At 53.5% G+C, this 16,483-nt stretch carries 15 protein-coding genes; 5 read left to right on the forward strand and 10 right to left on the reverse strand.

Annotated elements, in window-relative coordinates; translation table 11 throughout:
• Positions 1–61: 61 nt before the first annotated feature.
• On the reverse strand, positions 62–829 hold the full coding sequence (gene folK, locus A6X21_RS11090; RefSeq protein WP_068847850.1) for a 2-amino-4-hydroxy-6-hydroxymethyldihydropteridine diphosphokinase: 768 nt from the start codon (positions 827–829) through the stop codon (positions 62–64).
• Between the two features lie 314 nt (positions 830–1,143).
• Complete coding sequence (locus A6X21_RS23685; protein WP_013109150.1) at positions 1,144–1,317, reverse strand: Flp family type IVb pilin; 174 nt, start codon at positions 1,315–1,317, stop codon at positions 1,144–1,146.
• 478 nt (positions 1,318–1,795) lie between these two features.
• Here A6X21_RS23685 and A6X21_RS11095 point away from each other — a divergent pair, with 478 nt between their 5' ends.
• Positions 1,796–2,956 carry a DUF1559 domain-containing protein gene (locus A6X21_RS11095; RefSeq protein WP_068847853.1) on the forward strand — a complete coding sequence of 387 codons (1,161 nt, stop codon included), beginning with the start codon at positions 1,796–1,798 and terminating at the stop codon, positions 2,954–2,956.
• Between the two features lie 215 nt (positions 2,957–3,171).
• Positions 3,172–3,618, forward strand: coding sequence for a hypothetical protein (locus tag A6X21_RS11100; RefSeq protein ID WP_131818297.1), 447 nt, complete (start codon positions 3,172–3,174; stop codon positions 3,616–3,618).
• A 14-nt stretch (positions 3,619–3,632) separates the two neighbouring features.
• On the opposite strand, the gene A6X21_RS11105 is transcribed toward A6X21_RS11100, so the two are convergent.
• A complete protein-coding gene (locus A6X21_RS11105; RefSeq protein WP_068847857.1) occupies positions 3,633–4,118 on the reverse strand; it encodes an FHA domain-containing protein in 486 nt (161 codons plus the stop codon).
• 285 nt (positions 4,119–4,403) lie between these two features.
• Between A6X21_RS11105 and A6X21_RS11110 the strand changes: the two genes are divergently transcribed.
• Positions 4,404–5,159 (forward strand): SDR family NAD(P)-dependent oxidoreductase, encoded by a 756-nt coding sequence (locus tag A6X21_RS11110; RefSeq protein ID WP_068847859.1) that lies wholly within the window; start codon positions 4,404–4,406, stop codon positions 5,157–5,159.
• A 98-nt stretch (positions 5,160–5,257) separates the two neighbouring features.
• On the opposite strand, the gene A6X21_RS11115 is transcribed toward A6X21_RS11110, so the two are convergent.
• The 3 genes from A6X21_RS11115 to A6X21_RS11125 form a co-directional block, all read right to left on the reverse strand.
• Positions 5,258–5,719: an SMI1/KNR4 family protein gene (locus tag A6X21_RS11115; protein WP_068847861.1), complete on the reverse strand. Its 462-nt coding sequence runs from the start codon at positions 5,717–5,719 to the stop codon at positions 5,258–5,260.
• A 218-nt stretch (positions 5,720–5,937) separates the two neighbouring features.
• Positions 5,938–6,984, reverse strand: a complete 1,047-nt coding sequence (locus A6X21_RS11120) for a phosphatase domain-containing protein (protein WP_165603767.1) — start codon at positions 6,982–6,984, stop codon at positions 5,938–5,940.
• Between the two features lie 110 nt (positions 6,985–7,094).
• Entirely contained in the window at positions 7,095–9,143 is a 2,049-nt protein-coding gene (locus tag A6X21_RS11125; protein ID WP_083233550.1) for a prolyl oligopeptidase family serine peptidase, read from the reverse strand.
• A 388-nt stretch (positions 9,144–9,531) separates the two neighbouring features.
• Between A6X21_RS11125 and A6X21_RS11135 the strand changes: the two genes are divergently transcribed.
• Positions 9,532–9,984 (forward strand): hypothetical protein, encoded by a 453-nt coding sequence (locus A6X21_RS11135; RefSeq protein WP_068847866.1) that lies wholly within the window; start codon positions 9,532–9,534, stop codon positions 9,982–9,984.
• A 523-nt stretch (positions 9,985–10,507) separates the two neighbouring features.
• Here A6X21_RS11135 and A6X21_RS11140 read toward each other — a convergent pair.
• Both A6X21_RS11140 and A6X21_RS11145 read right to left on the reverse strand, forming a co-directional pair.
• Complete coding sequence (locus A6X21_RS11140) at positions 10,508–10,930, reverse strand: DUF5684 domain-containing protein (protein ID WP_110766455.1); 423 nt, start codon at positions 10,928–10,930, stop codon at positions 10,508–10,510.
• 44 nt (positions 10,931–10,974) lie between these two features.
• Complete coding sequence (locus A6X21_RS11145) at positions 10,975–11,352, reverse strand: ankyrin repeat domain-containing protein (RefSeq protein WP_315851681.1); 378 nt, start codon at positions 11,350–11,352, stop codon at positions 10,975–10,977.
• A 328-nt stretch (positions 11,353–11,680) separates the two neighbouring features.
• Between A6X21_RS11145 and A6X21_RS11150 the strand changes: the two genes are divergently transcribed.
• A complete protein-coding gene (locus A6X21_RS11150; RefSeq protein ID WP_068847870.1) occupies positions 11,681–12,910 on the forward strand; it encodes a hypothetical protein in 1,230 nt (409 codons plus the stop codon).
• 415 nt (positions 12,911–13,325) lie between these two features.
• On the opposite strand, the gene A6X21_RS11155 is transcribed toward A6X21_RS11150, so the two are convergent.
• Both A6X21_RS11155 and A6X21_RS11160 read right to left on the reverse strand, forming a co-directional pair.
• Entirely contained in the window at positions 13,326–14,240 is a 915-nt protein-coding gene (locus A6X21_RS11155; protein ID WP_068847872.1) for a hypothetical protein, read from the reverse strand.
• Between the two features lie 81 nt (positions 14,241–14,321).
• The gene (locus tag A6X21_RS11160; RefSeq protein ID WP_240490239.1) at positions 14,322–16,127 is read right to left on the reverse strand and encodes an alpha-keto acid decarboxylase family protein; all 1,806 of its coding nucleotides are present in this window, start codon (positions 16,125–16,127) and stop codon (positions 14,322–14,324) included.
• Between the last annotated feature and the right edge of the window lie 356 nt (positions 16,128–16,483).

Raw genomic sequence — 16,483 nt, forward strand, 5'->3', positions numbered from 1 at the left:
AATCTTGAACTGGAGCGAAACAGATCACTATCTCATAAAAAGACTTAAACTCATGACTTCGTCATTTGCACACGGGCTCTAGTGGTTGAGGCGAGTCTGTGGCGGACAGGAGGACATGACGGACCTCTGCCAGAGTTCGCACGGGTCGCTGCGCTGTATCCACTAAACGCGTGCTGGTTGTACCAATCAGTCTGGCACCCAGTGTTTCGAGGACATCAATCCGGCCTGCCAGGATCAGATCTGCAGTCGCGGCTTCGCTGAGTTCCTTCAGTTGAACCTGTGGAAATTCCCGCTGAAGCTGCCCCCGCAGATCAGAAAGTTTGTCTTCGCTCTCTTCTGCAAGAGGCCCCAGCGAAACCTTGAGTGGCAGCTCGAGTAACCGCTCCTGCAATCTTCGAAAAGTGACGCGATGGACGGGATGCACCAGTTCGCCAGCGATTTCGACCATGGGATCGAGGACAAAGCGGCGGTACCAGGCTGCCGGATGCGGGACCGAGAGTTGCGGCAACTGAATGACATCTTCGCCGTAGATCACGAGATCGAGGTCGATCGTTCTGGGACCCCAGGCGAGGGATCGTGATCGACCAAACTGTTCCTCGATCGTCCGCAGATGATCGAGAATGACTGTGGCCGGGAGAGTTGACTCGAAGCGGTAAGCGCCATTCAGAAAGACATCGCCGGCGTTTTCGCCGACAGGGATTGTCTGGTAAGGGCGACTCGCGATCACTCCATTAATACCCGGAGTCTGCTCGAGTATCTGCCAGACCTGTCGAAAGGTGGCGGCAACATCTCCAATGTTACCACCAGCAGCCACACAACAGGTTGGCATGTGCCATGGACCCCGCATATCAACAGTGAAGGAATTCCCATCTTTGAGGCTTCAGTTCACGGATGAAGCAAAATCCCAGCCGTGAACAAGACCAAAGATAAACCTAACCAAATCCATTTCTGGTCACCAGCGATGGTCGTAGTTTCGCAGGGATTTGGTGGAGTGACCGACCGGATGAAAACCTGGCTTTTTGCTGCCAGCCGGTTTGACTCCAAAGAAAAAACTTCAGCAACTGGCGGGTGACACCCCGTGGCCAGATCGCTGAAGCCTTATTGAATTGAACGCGAAGGTGAATGAAATGCGGTTGGGGTGGCTTAGAAACCGTGGCCTTCCAGATCGGACTGGATCCCGCCCCAGTAGTTCGCCTGTGCATTACCGAACGCAGAGACACCAGTGATCACGACCAGCAGAATCATGGCCAGCATGACCGCATATTCGACGGCGGTAGGGCCATCTTCGCTCCGGAGAAATCGAATCACGCTTTCCATGGAAGTCGGAACCTCGCCTGAGAGTCTCAGATTTCGGACATGGCCATCTGTCGAAACCTAGCTCGACTTTTCCGATTGGCGAAACTTTTTCAGCGATTTTCCCAGAAATCGATTCCAGAAGTGCGGATTCTATCGACTTGACAGTCTGAAAACTCCGAGCTAATTTAATACACACCTAATGGGTCGTGATTATTTTGTGAACCCTATTTGACCTGATCCTATGAACAAACCTGAACAGACTACTCAGCAACTCAGACTGGCCTACCAGTTTCCCCACCTGAAGAACACTGACAGGGGAGACCGCCAAGAGGTCTGTTGACCCTGCCCACCGCCTCTCAATCTCCCACAAAGGTTCATGTAAATCATTCACCCAGGGCGGGCACCAGCCTGCTGATCAGTCTCTCAAACTCGAACTTCCCCGATGGCAACGGCCGTCTTCAATCTGTCGCTCGCCAGATGATCTGAGAAAGGTTTTCCGATGCTTTTTAAGTCCTTCACTCCCGCTGCACTTCGGCCCCGCCAACGCTCACGAGGCTTCACACTGATTGAGCTCCTCGTGGTCATTGCCATTATTGCGATCCTGATTGCTCTACTGCTCCCTGCTGTCCAGCAGGCGAGAGAAGCCGCCCGGCGGACTCAGTGCCGCAATAATCTCAAGCAGATTGGCCTGGCTTTCCATAACTTTGAAAGCACCTATGGCTTTCTGCCCACCAGCCTGCGGCCCACAGTCAATACCGCTTCACGCGTCGCTGTTCTAACCGATCTGCTCCCCTATATTGATCAGGCCTCGATCTACAACCGTTACGATAAATCGACAAACTGGAACTCAGCGAACAATACCCCTCTTTCTCAAACGAAAATCACAGCTTTCCAGTGCCCTTCGAATCCTGATGCAGGTGTGCTCGATCTGGCACCACCTTCGACGAACGGGGCGTTCATTCCCAATATCGCCGCCACGACGGATTACTCGCCGATCTTCGGGATTGCACCGGGTGTTTTCACGACAACCTTAGGCACCACAGTTCCGGCAACATTTGTCGATCCCGCTGAAGTTTTCGCTGGCTCGACGACACCTTACACCTACGTTCCCGGCTTTTTCCCCAAGAATGCCACGATCGATACGACGACAGGTCTCCCGACCCGGCAGGGGAAAAAATTCCGTGATGTGACCGACGGGCTCAGCAACACTATCGCTGTGGCCGAATCGGCTGGCCGCCCATTTGTCTACACCAAAGGCCCCAGGAAACTGGCTGGCGGCAATGCACTGACTGACACAGACGCCAGTTCGACAAGCACAGATCGCCTCAATTCAGGCGGCTGGTCACGTCCTGCGAGCGACATCATTATCTTTGGCGAAACAACATCTGCGACTGGTGCTCTGGGTGGTGCTGTCGCCATCAACGCCACCAACGGGCATAACATTCGCGGTCTCTCTTACACGAACTCCGGGATTGCCACGACAATTCTTGGCCTGCCAATTGCCACACACGGAACAGGTTCTCCCTTCTCGTTCCACACCGGTGGTGCTCACTTCACCATGGGAGATGGCTCTGTGCGATTCATCAGTGAGAACGTCGATTTCCGGAACTTCATCAACCTGTGCACTCCCGCAGGTGGTGAAGTGGTCAGTGAATTCTAAGCCGGCATTCCGCAAAAGGATCCGTGCCAGTGGCTGGTCAACCTGATAAAGTTTGGCCCCCAGCCTGTGGAATGATCAAAGGGGTGCTCAGATTCCTGCAGCACCCCTTTCTTTTCCTGCCCTCGTTCTGCAAGTTCGCCCGAAGCCCATACCGCTTTCCTGGCGAGTTGCGCCTTCCCCTGATCTCTCTGTTGCGCTCGAAAGAGATACACAAGATGTTGTTTCGATCCCCTCGTCTCCACCAACACGTCACTGGACTTGTCATCGCTGCATTGACCCTGGCAGTCTCCGGCTGTGGATCAGGTGAACCCTGGAAAACTTCTCACCCGGTGAGTGGGACTGTCACCTACAAGGGCAAGCCAGTGAAAGATGCCGAACTGGCCTTCTTCCCGCTGGATGAGCGATTTCCCGAATCGGTCCGGCCACTGGCGAAGACCAAAGAATCCGGCGAATTCGTCGTGGGAACTTACGATCGCGAGGATGGGGCACCGGCGGGTAAATACAAAGTGACAGTCGTGCATCACGAGATTGTGGTTTCCAAAGGTGGCATGGGCACAAAACCCAATGACCTTCCCAAGAAGTACGCGACGAAAGAAACCACAGACCTGATGATCGATGTCCCAGCCGGAGGTGCCAAGCTCCCGCCCTTTGAACTCAAGTAAGAATGCTCTCAAGCTTATTCATCCGCCAGCCAGCGGAGGATGTCTTCCTCGCCTTCTTTAGAGTTTGGATCAGGCTGAGGACGAGCCGGGGGACGGGCTGGCGATTGGGTTCGGGGCGGTCTGGGTCTGCGCTCAGGTTCGGCTAAACCGGCCTTTTCGAGCAGCGAGCGAGAGAAGGGATTTTCTTCTTCATTGGCAGGGGGGGGATCTGAGCTCCCCGGCACAAAATCAATCACGAACTTGTGCTTCGCAAATGTGACCTCGTCGCCGGGCTTGAGCCAGCGCTCGTCGTGACGAATGCCGTTGACTTTGGTGCCATTGCTGGAACCCAGGTCATGGATTTTCCAATGCCCCTGCTCGTAGAGCAGTTCGCAATGCTGCGACGAAACATTCGAGAATTCGAGGACGATATCGCACGTCGGGCGACGGCCCACCACAATCCGCGATTGCAATAACGGAATGGGATCACCACCTCCCACCGGGACTAGCTGACCGAGCATAGTTCTTTCCATGTCTGTTTCGCGACGGGCCCGCGATCAAGACCACAACAGCCCATGCTCTTGATCTCGAACGTGCGCTTTTCGAGAGTCAATCCATGGATCCCGTTGTCCTGACGTCAATTATCGCATTTCGAGAGCCAAAGACCACATCGAAAATCTGCCAGATGCCATTCTCCGTCCATGCGCCTACAACCTTAACAGATTGATCTGCGAGTTATTCCATGATCACGACAGCAGATACGCCAGATTCCCACAGTAGATTTCCATAGAGACAAGGTTTGATTCATGTCGGCAACTGATCCCGTCGTTATTCTGGGTGCAACCGGTGGAATTGGTACGGCTCTCGCCCGCCGCCTGCATGCCGTGGGAACGCCGGTCTTTCTGGCAGCCCGGGATCCTGAAAAGCTGCAGGTGTTGATGAGTGAGCTGGATGCTCCCGGTCAGGTGGTCGATGTTCTGCAAGCGGGAGAAATCGAAGCCGCCTGCCAAAAGGCTGCTTCCGCGACGGGGAGTCTTTCCGGCATTGCCAATTGCGTCGGCTCGCTCATTCTCAAGCCGGCCCATCTGACGACCGATCAGGAGCTGATGAACACACTCATGCTGCATATCGGGAGCAGTCTCGCAGTTGTACGTGCTGCCGCGAAGCTGATGCGTGGTACCGGTGGTTCGATTGTGCTCGTCTCTTCAGCCGCTGCTCGGATCGGGCTGGCGAATCATGAAGCGATTGCCGCCGCCAAGGGAGGTATTCAAGGGTTGGCACTTTCGGCCGCTGCCACTTATGCCAATAAAAACATCCGCGTGAATGTGGTGGCCCCGGGTCTTGTGCGGACACCACTCACGCAGAAGATCTGGCAAAGCGCAGCTTCCGAAGCGATGTCGGCCCAGATGCATGCCTTGGGTCGGATTGGTGAACCCGACGATGTCGCCAGCCTCATGCAATGGCTGCTCGATCCTGCTCAGACCTGGGTCACCGGCCAGATCTTCGGCATTGACGGCGGCCTGGGAGTCATCGCTCCCCGCCCCAAACAAAGTGCTGGTTGATGCCAGCCCTCTCATTTCCTAAGTCACATCGCTTGCTCCAATAAAACGAGCCGGAAGCGTAAGCGACGGGCACTCTCATTTTCCGACGACGTCAATGCTCACACACGGTTGATCCTCAACGTCAGATAATCCATCAGAAACTCATCAAATGTGTTAGCCAAATGCTTGGTAGCCTTTTTAAAAACATCAAAACTAACAACGGGGCATTCATCGCCTGTAAACAAATTAGTATCAATACACAATACAACGTCGTCTGAGCCTAAGTAAACTACAATCAGATTTAACGGTAACCCATAATCAGAACGGCTTAACATCGTGTCGCCGTAAATGGTTCCCCGATAGTCAAGTGAAGGGTTATTGTCTTCAATGCCAGAAATCTCTTCGCCAACAATGCCGCCACCGCCATATTCTTCGAGAAACTTTTGGAGTGAAAGGGGTAGCCGTGTATGAAGTAATTCCTGCAGCCTCTCGATCGAGCCTCTCGATGCACTTCCCAGCCAATAAATGTCACCTCCTGCGTCTTTAAGCTTTTCAATCAATAACCTGATATCTGTCATCATTTAATTCCTAACCACCAGGTGTAACAGTTTGGAATCCTGATATCCTCGTAGGTGATGACGTCAAACACGGCATAGCTCCTGACTAACAATATTTCTGGTTCAGTCGTATTTCACGTGTACAGCCAAGATCGCTCACTAAATGGCACCACACATCCGCTACCTGTTGCTCGCAGATAGCCCATACACGGTCAATATGTTGTGCTGCCGAGATATACTTTTCAATTACGAAATTGAGCATGACACCCTGCACACGATTGCTGAAGAGCGTCGAGGCTATCGCAGCACTTTTTCAGTCGTGCGGGCATGCCGTCTGAGCGATCGGCAGTCGCGGTCAGTTCACTGCGAATTGCTGCCGCATGGCTCAGGGAGGTTTTGAGGAATTGTCGATACTGCATCTGCTGCTCGGGTGGCATCATGGGGAATTGCCGCTCGATCAGCCGTTGGTATTCGAGGAACGCTTCTTCCAGGTCGATGGCCTGTTCCTGCCATGTTCTGAGCTGCACAGGCAACTCTTTATTTTCCAGAGGCTCACTCACTTTTCGCAACGCCAGCAGTTGATCAAAACTGCAGTCAATTTCCGACATCAACCTGGCGGGCGAAAGATCCTGGATCGCTTCCGGAAGTTTCTCCGGCACCCGGGCGAGTTCATGAGCCTGCAGAGGTTGTGCTTTGCGAGCGGCTTCGTAAAGCCCGCGGTACTTCGGATCGGTGCCGAACGTTTTGAGTAAAGCATCGGTCTCCAGATCGGTCACTGTACACTTAAGTGCTGCGACGAGTGCTGCCGGGCCGCGATGTTTGCCGTGATGACAATGGACGTAGACCGGCTCGTGATTTCGCTGCAACACGGCAGCCAGCGAAACAATCTGCTCGCGCGAGAGAGTCGAGTACTTGACCGGGATATGGACGTATTTCAGACCATGTTTTTTCGCCAGCTCGACCAGTGGCGGCGCTCCATCGACAGAGACAATTATCGTTACTCCCGAGGCAGCCAGCTCCGCCATGGCAGCCTCTGTCTCCGGGCTGCCGCCAAACAAAATGGCCCGTTTTTCGACGGCCTGTACTTTGGCAGTCGCAGGGATCGGCTTTAACTCAATTCGGTGCAGATTTTCCAGGTGAGCCGACTCGATTTTCTTGGCCGAAAACTCGACAGCAGACTGGCGAGCCTGTGCTGGTTCCTGTCCTTGGGCAACAGCAGGCCACCAGGCGCAATCTTCCACCCAGAGTGAAGCCTGCAGCCCAAGTCCGAGGGGCCACACTGTAGCCATCAGAACCCATCCCCAGTATCGAAAGCAGCTTCCCTGATGGGGATGGGGCATGTGCAGTACTCCAGAATTCAAAAGGCTTGCCAGGCGATGTGAACCTGTCGAGGTTCACGTTACTTCTCGGACTTCAGCCGCCATTGTTCATCAAAGAAGCCCGCTTTGACAATCTTGCCCGGGTAGCGGGCATCGGGAGGTGTGCGGCAATCGATGATGGCCCAATCGGGCAGCCTGGGGACTTGCCGGGCGTTGTTCAGGTAATCGTACTCACGATATGTCAGCCCGCTGTTCAAGACAATGTACCGACCTGGCGCTGATGGATTCGGGTAAATCAACACAGGCAGATGGTCGGTATCAGAAAATCTGGCATTCCCCACGTTCCAATTGGTGCCCACTTTGCGGATCGGCAACTGAGCAGCCAACTGGCCAATGAGCGGATTGCTTTGTTCATCTCCCCACAGAATCAGATGCGAGTTTTTCATGACCTCTGGCGTCACCTGATCGGCCTTCAACACTCGAACCTCGCCCCGCATCTGCCGCCTCCATTCTTTCTGGGCACGCGCTGCTTCACTCTGCACCCACGCCTCCACCACCGGGCTGGCACTCTTTCCCGAAGGAAGGACAAAGACGAACGAATCCATCAAGGCGTCATCAATCGGGCCTTGCAGATTGTGGGATTTTCGCAAGCCCTCCACAGGGCGGGGGCCGGCTTTCCACAATCCATTCACCTGATGGAATTGAGCCATCCAGGAGCCATCCGAGAGTCGCCCGGGAACCGAGACGGTTTGTGGCTTCGCTCCCTCAAACTCAACGATGATACTCTGATTGCTCAGAGGGAAAGTTCCCGCCTCGAAGTTCAATTCGAGGTCGGTCACACGCTCAGATCGAATACGGATCCCGCCGGGAGCAATCAGTGTGGCGTCCACCGTTCCAAACGTCCAATGCTCTTCCAGTCCTGTCACCCGCACCCAGAAACTGCGGTCGTATTTGAGCGTACAAGTCGTGAAGTGGACTCGCTCAGGGACTCGATTTCGCCCCTCAACTGCCAGTGAAGCCATCCGCTTCTCGATCTCCACTTTCGAATCGGGATGGAGCTTGTGGGCCGTTTGCGGGCCGATGATATGGACCAGTCGATCCCCCAGTTTCGCCATGGCGGCTTCCATGACATCCGCCGCCTGCTTCTGTTTGTCGATTTCGCCGCTGTAGGCAATGGTGGGCAGGTTCTTCAGGTTCAGTGCCCAATAAGGCGCGTCATACAGCTTCCAGAGTGTCTGCTCAAACTCGGTAGGAGCCAGTTTCTCCTGCTGGAAGACATTGAGGAACAATGGCGTCTCCGAGAATCCTGCCCCGGGATTGGCGGCAAACCAGCGATCAGGATAATGGACTGCCAGATGCCAGACCGCGGCGCCACCCATCGAGAAACCACGAATCGAGATCCGATCAGGATCGACGGCATAGTGGCTCTGGGCATGCTCCAGCGCTTCCAGAGAATCGACTTCGCCAGCCAGTTTGTTGGCATTGCAGTACCGGGCAAAGGGATGGACCACGATTGTTCGCGCGGGCGTGTATTCTCCCGCCTGCCGGCTACGCTGATAGATGAACTGCAGCTCGGGCGTCTTTTCAGCACGCCCGCGAAACCACAGATCGCAGCGATGCAGATTGTCGGCATTGTAACTGGCGGGAACGACCACGCCGTACGGCTGCACTGTCCCATCCAGACGCGATCGAAATCCGCGAACCACAAGGCCCGTACGCGTCGACCACGGGGCTTTCCCGGATTCAAGTTCTGCGGCACGAGTGATACCTTCCGCCAGCACGTCTTTCGCCTGCGGCAACTCTTTCACGTCGTAAATCGTTCCCTCTTCGAGGGCCAGTCGCAATCCTCGCGAGTAGATTTCAACATCCGGCAGATAGCGAGCTGTAAAGCTATCCTTGCTGGCTTTCTCCTGCAGCCGCTTCACCTGAGCTTCCAGAGCCTTGAGACCCGCCTCCAGTTCCTGACGCACGGCAGGATCAATGGAAATCCCGGGAGGCGGGACTGGTCGCACACTCTGCACCTGATTATCACCCGGCCCATCAGCCCAGGCGAGGCTTGAAAGGACCAGTGCCACACACAACAGCCGGGCAATGGGAACCAGCACAGAGTCAGCCGGAAAACTTTTCATGGGTGGATCGTCTCATCAGTTGAACACGCATCAGGAAGATTTGATGCACAACAAGTTACGATCCACAGGCATTGATGGCAATCCAAGGCATGACACATCATCGGGGATTCCCGCTTTCACACAGGCCACTGCTTGCAGGCGGTTTTTCGGCCGTATGTCCAACTTTGAGATTGGTCATCAAAAGCAAGAAACGTATGCTTGTTTGAAACCGCAAATCCAGCACAAAAACCATCCCGAGGGAAAGTAGAGCTTGAACTGAGACACGCCGCCAAACCGAAATAATCGTTCGAAACACGGCAGTCTTACCTATTATCAACTAATCGTATGACGTAAAGCTTCGGCCAACCTGCACACATTCAAGTCCATCCCCTCATCTAGGCGTTGGAATATGAAATACGCAATAATTATCTTCGCATCAATATTTGTCATTTTGTTATGCGCGCATGTATCCGGCGGTGTTAACAACCAGACAAAGAAAACGTCTGATCCTGTGAAACGCTTGGTGTTCCGTGAAATTCCTGCAGAGATAGACATCAAAGAAGAGAAGAAAGAGTTTATAAAGACAGAGGTGTTCGCTGCCACTGACGGAACTTCTATATTTATTTTGTTTGATCGAAAGGGTTATTCGGGTCGAAACATCGTCAGTGCAGATTGCATTTTGGTACTAGGTGGCGAAGAGAAATCGCATTTCCAAATTTCCCATTGTGCTCCAAATTCAAGTTCTCTTTTCATCGTTAGGGACGATACGGTTTCTGCTCGTTTAATGGAACAAATGAAAAAGGTAACAATTGAAAAGGATGATTTTCTGGCTGTTCGACTGAAAAGAGTCGTCTCACAATAGGGACCTAAGCCCTATAGTGAATGAGTCTGGCTTGGCACACCTGAGAGGTCGCGGGGCCATAACTGATAAATTACACGCCCATTGACTCAATGCACCTGATACATCAAAGAGTCTGACCCAGTTTCGAATCTCCCACATGATCGCCTCTGGCTGCTCCTGGGAGTGGCTATCCAGGAACTCTTGAAGCAAATCGCGAATGTTATGGTACACTTCGCTGCCAGTCACCCCATGAACATTACCTAGAGATGCGGCCAGTGAGGACCTGCTCGGTTCCGACTGAATTCGCGATTTGAGAAGTCGATAGTACTCTCCACTTATTGAATAGAATTCCATGACGTATTCGTGGATATCCGTTTTTTTGCGAGATCGCTTCAACTTTTCTCTCCATGTTTCAGCAGGGTATCCCAGACGGCGGCACTGACTCCCGAGACGATCACTTCTCCAACGCCTTTATCCCACGCTTCGTTCACTTCTCCACCTTCGCTTCTCTCCGGTGCTTGTTCCTCGCATACCGCCATTGTGTCTATGTTTGATGGCGATAAGGGTGGCCCAGATACTTTTCCTCACCCAACCCCAGCACATAGATGCCAACAAACGGAAACAAGGCAAGTCCAACCGCGAACGTAGCGTGCTTTCCGAAGGATTTCGCCAGATCGATTGCGACGGCTAAATAGACAAAAAGATTCACCCCCGGAATAATCATGGCGAACATCCACCAGAATGGCCACCCGGCAATTTCGAAAAGCAAACCAAGATTATAAAACGGAATCAGTGCGACCCAGCCCGGATGTCCGGCCTTCTTAAAGACCATCCACATGCCCGAAATCAGCATAAATGTAAAAAAGCATCCGATACACGAGAGGAAGCCGGCGCGAACCAACTCGCCAATCGCTTGCTGAACAACGATGTCAGCGCCTGCCAAAAGTGTAAAATCGAGATTGAACATGAAAAACCTTTGGAATTGTTGATACTTGCGCCGCACTGCGACTTTTACTGTTGTGGCTTGAGTAACTCGTACGCCTCAGTAAACACATACCGCTGAGCCATATCGTAGGGTGTACCATCTCTGTTAGTCGAGCTGGGGTTTGCACCATTCTCAAGAAGCAATCGAATAATCTCTAGGCTTGGTATTGTTCCCATTTGCCATGCACCGTCAGCTTCTGAGTCAACTGCCCAATGAAGTGGTGAACACATTTCAGCGTCTTGGTTGTTGACGTCGGCACCACATTCACACAACAGTTTGACTAGACTTGGATCGCCTTTTTCTATGGCGTTATACAATGGGGGCATGTTTTTATTGGAGTGCCAATTGATTGGTGCTCCAGTATCAAGCAGGCGTGTGATCATCGGCAGTTTTTCGTGTATAATCGCTTATCATAGCGCAATGGAAAGCACTTCTGTATTGGGTGAATGCTTGCTGATGAAGCCATTTAGCTCCTCGATGGTTTCATTTGCGATGATGCTTTCAATGTCCATAAGTCCCTTTTCCTGCAGATATGTGTTGTTGAAAGCCGGGTCACCTGGACATTCAAAGCAACTTCAGAGCCACCCCACGCCCAAGATCGCAGTTGAGTATTGGAATCTGTATAAGATCCTTACCCGGGCAAGTCGCTTTTGTGAAGAACGTTTCTTATGACTTTCGTTACTCCGCCAGAAGCAACCGGTGGAGAAGTCGCTGGCAATGACAAGGGGTCTTATGAATCGCACCTTTTTCCAAGTATTTTCAATCACTTGCCTGATCTTTCTGCTCAGTCTGATTGTTGAAATCTTACCGGGAGAATCCTCAAGCCTCAGAGCCGATGAGGTGGTCGTCGAACCCGTCGTCGCGAACGCGGTCGAGCAGGCTCATGCGGAAATCTGGCGGCGGTTTGTCGATGAGCACGGGATTCTACTCGACTTCACCGATCTCGATGGAAAGGTCAGCCTGCCGACGCCCGAGGAATGCCGGGAGGGGAAACCCAATGCGCTGGGTTGGTGGGCTCCCATTGAGAATGGGGCCATGTTCAACGGTATGTACCTCGATGCGGCCTTGCTCCGCTGGAAGAACTCCCGCTCGGAAGTGGATGCAATCAAAGCCCGGCGGTTGATGGAAGGGCTGCTCAAACTCAATTCGATCAGTGATCTGAAAGGATTCGTGGGTCGGGGAGTGAGCACGGATGGGATTTCGCACTATCCCATGGGGTCCAACGATCAGACCTTGCCGTGGATCGTAGGGTTGTGGCGATATTGGGAATCGGGCCTCGCGACGGCTGAGGAGAAAATCCGTATCGAACGGCACCTGACTCAGACGATCGAGGAGATCATCCGCCTGGGATGGAAAATGCCGGCGGAGACGCCGTTTGGCACGCGAGGGACATTCGCGGGCTTTCACTTCGACGAAGCAGCCCGCGTCCTGTTCACGCTCAAACTGATGTATGTGCTGACGCATGACGAAAAGTGGCAGAACCTGTACCTTCAGGAACTCGATGAACGAGGGGGCGAGAAGCAACTGACCAAGCGGGAGATCTGCGAGGCGGGGATGGCATTTTTTTACGCCAAGACTCACAACTGGACTTCCTGCACAGCCGTCAGCGCCCTGCGGGCGTTATGGGAAATGGAGACAGATCCCGCACTCAAGGCAGCCTATGAGCGAGGCCTGGTAGCGAGTGCGAAGCTGGCGGTGGAAAGCCTGCCACTGGCCTTGCAATTCGATCCTCAGGACGAAAGCGTGTTCGATGTCGATTGGCGAAAAAGTATGTTGCCATTGTGGAAGCCCCAGCAGACGGAGCACGAATCGGTGGCGCTGGCCCAGGAGCAACTGCGGGCCTTCATGAAGACCTCTCCCCGACGGCACAAGGAGACGGCTTTCATCCGGGAACCAACTTCCGCCGCGTGGATCGTCACGCTTTGCCCGGATCAGTCCGTTGTGCGGGAATACCAGCCCTAGATTGAACAGGTCCTGACTCGCTACGACTATTCGAAGCTGTACTACAGCACGTTCTTCTGGGTGGAGGCGGCTTACTGGCGGCTCACGCCAACTGAATAACGCTCATGCAAGTTGACCATCGTCAATACTTCAGTCGCCGGAAAACGTCACGAAATGGACATACGGGGCGTCATCCACTCGATGAGGTTTCATTGAACGATTTCCTGTTTTGAAATGATCAATCACTGTCGTGCAGCAATGCCGGTGAGGAAAATGAGATTCATTTCTGAGGAATGCGTCTCTTGAGGAATCCTTCTTGAGACTTACGTCACCCAGACGTCCAGAGCGACGTCTGGGTGACACTACCAAAGCATGCTTGCTCAGAGCCGCAAGCATGGCACTGATAAGCATGGCACGGATAAGTCGGCAAGCTCTGCTACTTGCCGGCAGAGTTCAGTATCTGGCGGATGACGATGAACTGGTATTTTACGTCTTTTTGCGTCACTTCGAAGTAGGTGCGGCGGATGGATTCGATGGGGCGGTGTTGAAAGTCCTGTTCCAGCCTGAGCATCGATTGTTCCAATTGGGCCGGGTAGAAGTGCACAATCAGCGTGTCGTCGCGCACAGGGATACCGTTGCGGGAAAGTAGTTCCTGATCGAGTTGCTTGCGATTGCCGCCACGCCAGGACATGAAGAGGCGTGTTTCGGCTGCTGAGGGGCCTTTGCGGACATTGGGGTTTGTTGCCGGGCGACTCAAGTAACTGACAGTCCCATCCGGCTCAATGGCACCCAGTTCGATGCCAAAAGATTCGAGTTGTCTGGCGTATTCGTCGGCGGTCAAGCGGTCGCTGAAGTTGACATACCAGCGCTGTTCCCGGGAAAGCCCACCTTTGCCGGGGCCTTTGCCTAAGCCGCGGGCTCCTGTGCCGCGGGCACTCCCGACTTTTCCGGAGTTCTGAATCCCGAGATCAAACTGCTGCTCGACGAGTTCGGTCGATTGATCGGAGACATCGAGCATTTTTTCGATGGTCTCTGCCACTTCGGCTATCTCGGAGGGGATTTCGGCAGGTGAGGCATCATTCGTTTCGGGGAATTCGTTCTCGACGCGTAACGATTCATCAGGAGTTCCGTCTTCCGAGCCCCCTGGGAGTTCAAGCATTTCGACGGGAACGACTTCGATGATTTTGACCGGGCGAATGGAGCCGAAGTAGATCACTAATCCCGTGAGAGAAAACGCCAGCCCACAGATCAGCACCACGAGCAGACTCGTGAGGAAGTTGTAAGGGGTCACTCCCAGGTGCACATTCCCGGTTTGAGCAAGTGCCGATGAATGATGTTTTTGATCTGTCATGTCACCGGGCACTTTTGTCGCTGGGAACGTAACGGAATCTGTGGCGAGGGATACTGACCTGCAGAACTAACGTACTGGAACTTAAACATGTTTGGAAAGACGCTCGCCCAGTCGTTTGAGAGCCGGGCTGACATCGAGTGAATCCAGATGCACATTTAGCAGGCAGAAGGTTTCTTTATTGCTGAGAGCGGCATGCAATGATTGATCCAGTTCCCCTTCTGTGCGGACTTCGAATCCCCAGCCGCCACCGAGGAGATCGGGCAATCGATGGTAGTCCCAATTGAGAATATCGTTGAAGGGGCCATCCTGAATGAATCGCTCGGTGGTGTAACCTTTGTTGTTGAGCACGATGACGATGGGATTGAAATTGTGCCGCAGGACAGTTGAGAGTTCGAGGCAGGTCATCTGAAAGGCGCCATCGCCTACGAGAACAATCGGTCGGAGATCTTTGCGGGCGACCTGGACACCTAAGGCGGCCGGGATGGCAAAGCCCATCGAAGTGTAATAAGCCGGGCTCAGGAACTCGGTATCGCGGTAGATGGTCAGGTCAGCGGCACCGAACAGGCAATCGCCCACATCCGCCACGACGACCATTTTTTCATCGAGGAGCTCGTTGATCCGCGCGAAGAGCCGGGCACTTGTCACTGCGGTTTCGGGGACCGCCACGAATTTGGGCGTCGGCTTGGCCTTCGGTGGTAAAGGCCTTTTGGCGATTTTGACATCGAGTTTGGAAAGGCCTTTGACAAAGTCGGCCACTAGAATGTCATGGAAATGGTGATGGGATATCTTGAGGGTTTCACTTGTCGCATAAATCGTTTTTGATGTGTCGAGTTCGGCTGTAAAAATTCCCATATCGATATCTGTCATGAACGTTCCGAGCATGACGATACAGTCGCTTTGCTCGACATATTTTCGCACCGATTCCCGGCACATGGCCCCTTCGTAGATGCCAATAAAGAGGGGATGTTTTTCACTGATGACCGATTTCCCCAGCAAAGTGGCAGAGATCGGAATCTCAAACTTTTCCGCAAAGTGGATCAGTTCGTCGGCCAGTCCGAAGCGGTGCATCTCGACACCCGCGAGAATGATGGGCCGCTCCGCTTTGGCGAGCATGGCTCCCGCTTCGCTCAAGGCCTCCTTGAGGGCGGCTTTATCGCTTTTGATGGTTCCGGCCTGAGGCACATGCTGATAAGGACAGCGGACCTTGATCATGTCGCGCGGCAATTCGATGTAAACCGGCCGTTTGAATCGGACGCACGCTTCCAGCACGCGATCAATTTCCCGGCACGCCGTCAGGGCATCGTCGAGGACTGTCGAAGCGATCGTAATCTTTTCAAAGACTTCGCGCTGGGTGCTGAATTCCCGCACGCGGTGATGTAACAGCGGGTTCGAGCGTCGCTCTTCGACTCCTGGCGAGCCGGTGATGACGACGACGGGTGACTTTTCTGCAAAGGCCCCAGCGACAGAATTACAAACGCTCAATCCGCCCACGCAATAGGTCACACAAATGCCACCAATGCCATGAATCCGGGCATAGCCGTCGGCGGCATACCCGGCATTGTCTTCGCGCGTACAACCAATGACACGAATGGGACTATTTTCGAGATCGCCGTAAAACTGCAGGACAAAGTCGCCAGGGATGCCAAAGATATCCTTCATGCCGTAATCGAGCAGACGGCGGATCAGGTAATCACCAATGGTGGGGTTTGTCTCTATAGAAGCAGTGGTGCTTGTTCCGTGAGCATGGGCTGCCAACTCTTCGACCGCTTTGGGGGAACTCCCTTTTCGAGAATTGCCAGTCGGCGAGGCTTTGGATGTCGTTCTGGGTGCTGGAGCGCCATTTCGCCTGGGCGATGAATCGGCTGCCTTTGATGTGTTGCGGGCCATCTCCTGACTCCCTGGAAATAGAATCGATCGCTCAGTGAAGAGTATTGATTCGTGAATGAATTCGATCCGTGCGTTGATGCGTCACAGGAAATTCTCAGGTGCTGACGATTCAGGGTCAATTCGAGATTCCGAAAGAATCGAAGTTGCGGGGTAATGATTGGCCATGTTGGCAGAAAATGGCTGGCATCAATGGCCGTTGATTCACAGTGGAAAAGGGACTTGGCAAACTCCTCGCGCTTGGGGAGAGATGAACAGAGCGCTGCCAGCGTGAGGGAACGCATCACACTGAAGACATATGTTTCGAACTGGAAGGCCGCTGCGATTCCTTCTGTAACCTTATCGAGGAAGCAATCAAA

Origin of the sequence: Planctopirus hydrillae, from assembly GCF_001707835.1 — a bacterium.
GTDB classification, from domain to species: domain Bacteria; phylum Planctomycetota; class Planctomycetia; order Planctomycetales; family Planctomycetaceae; genus Planctopirus; species Planctopirus hydrillae.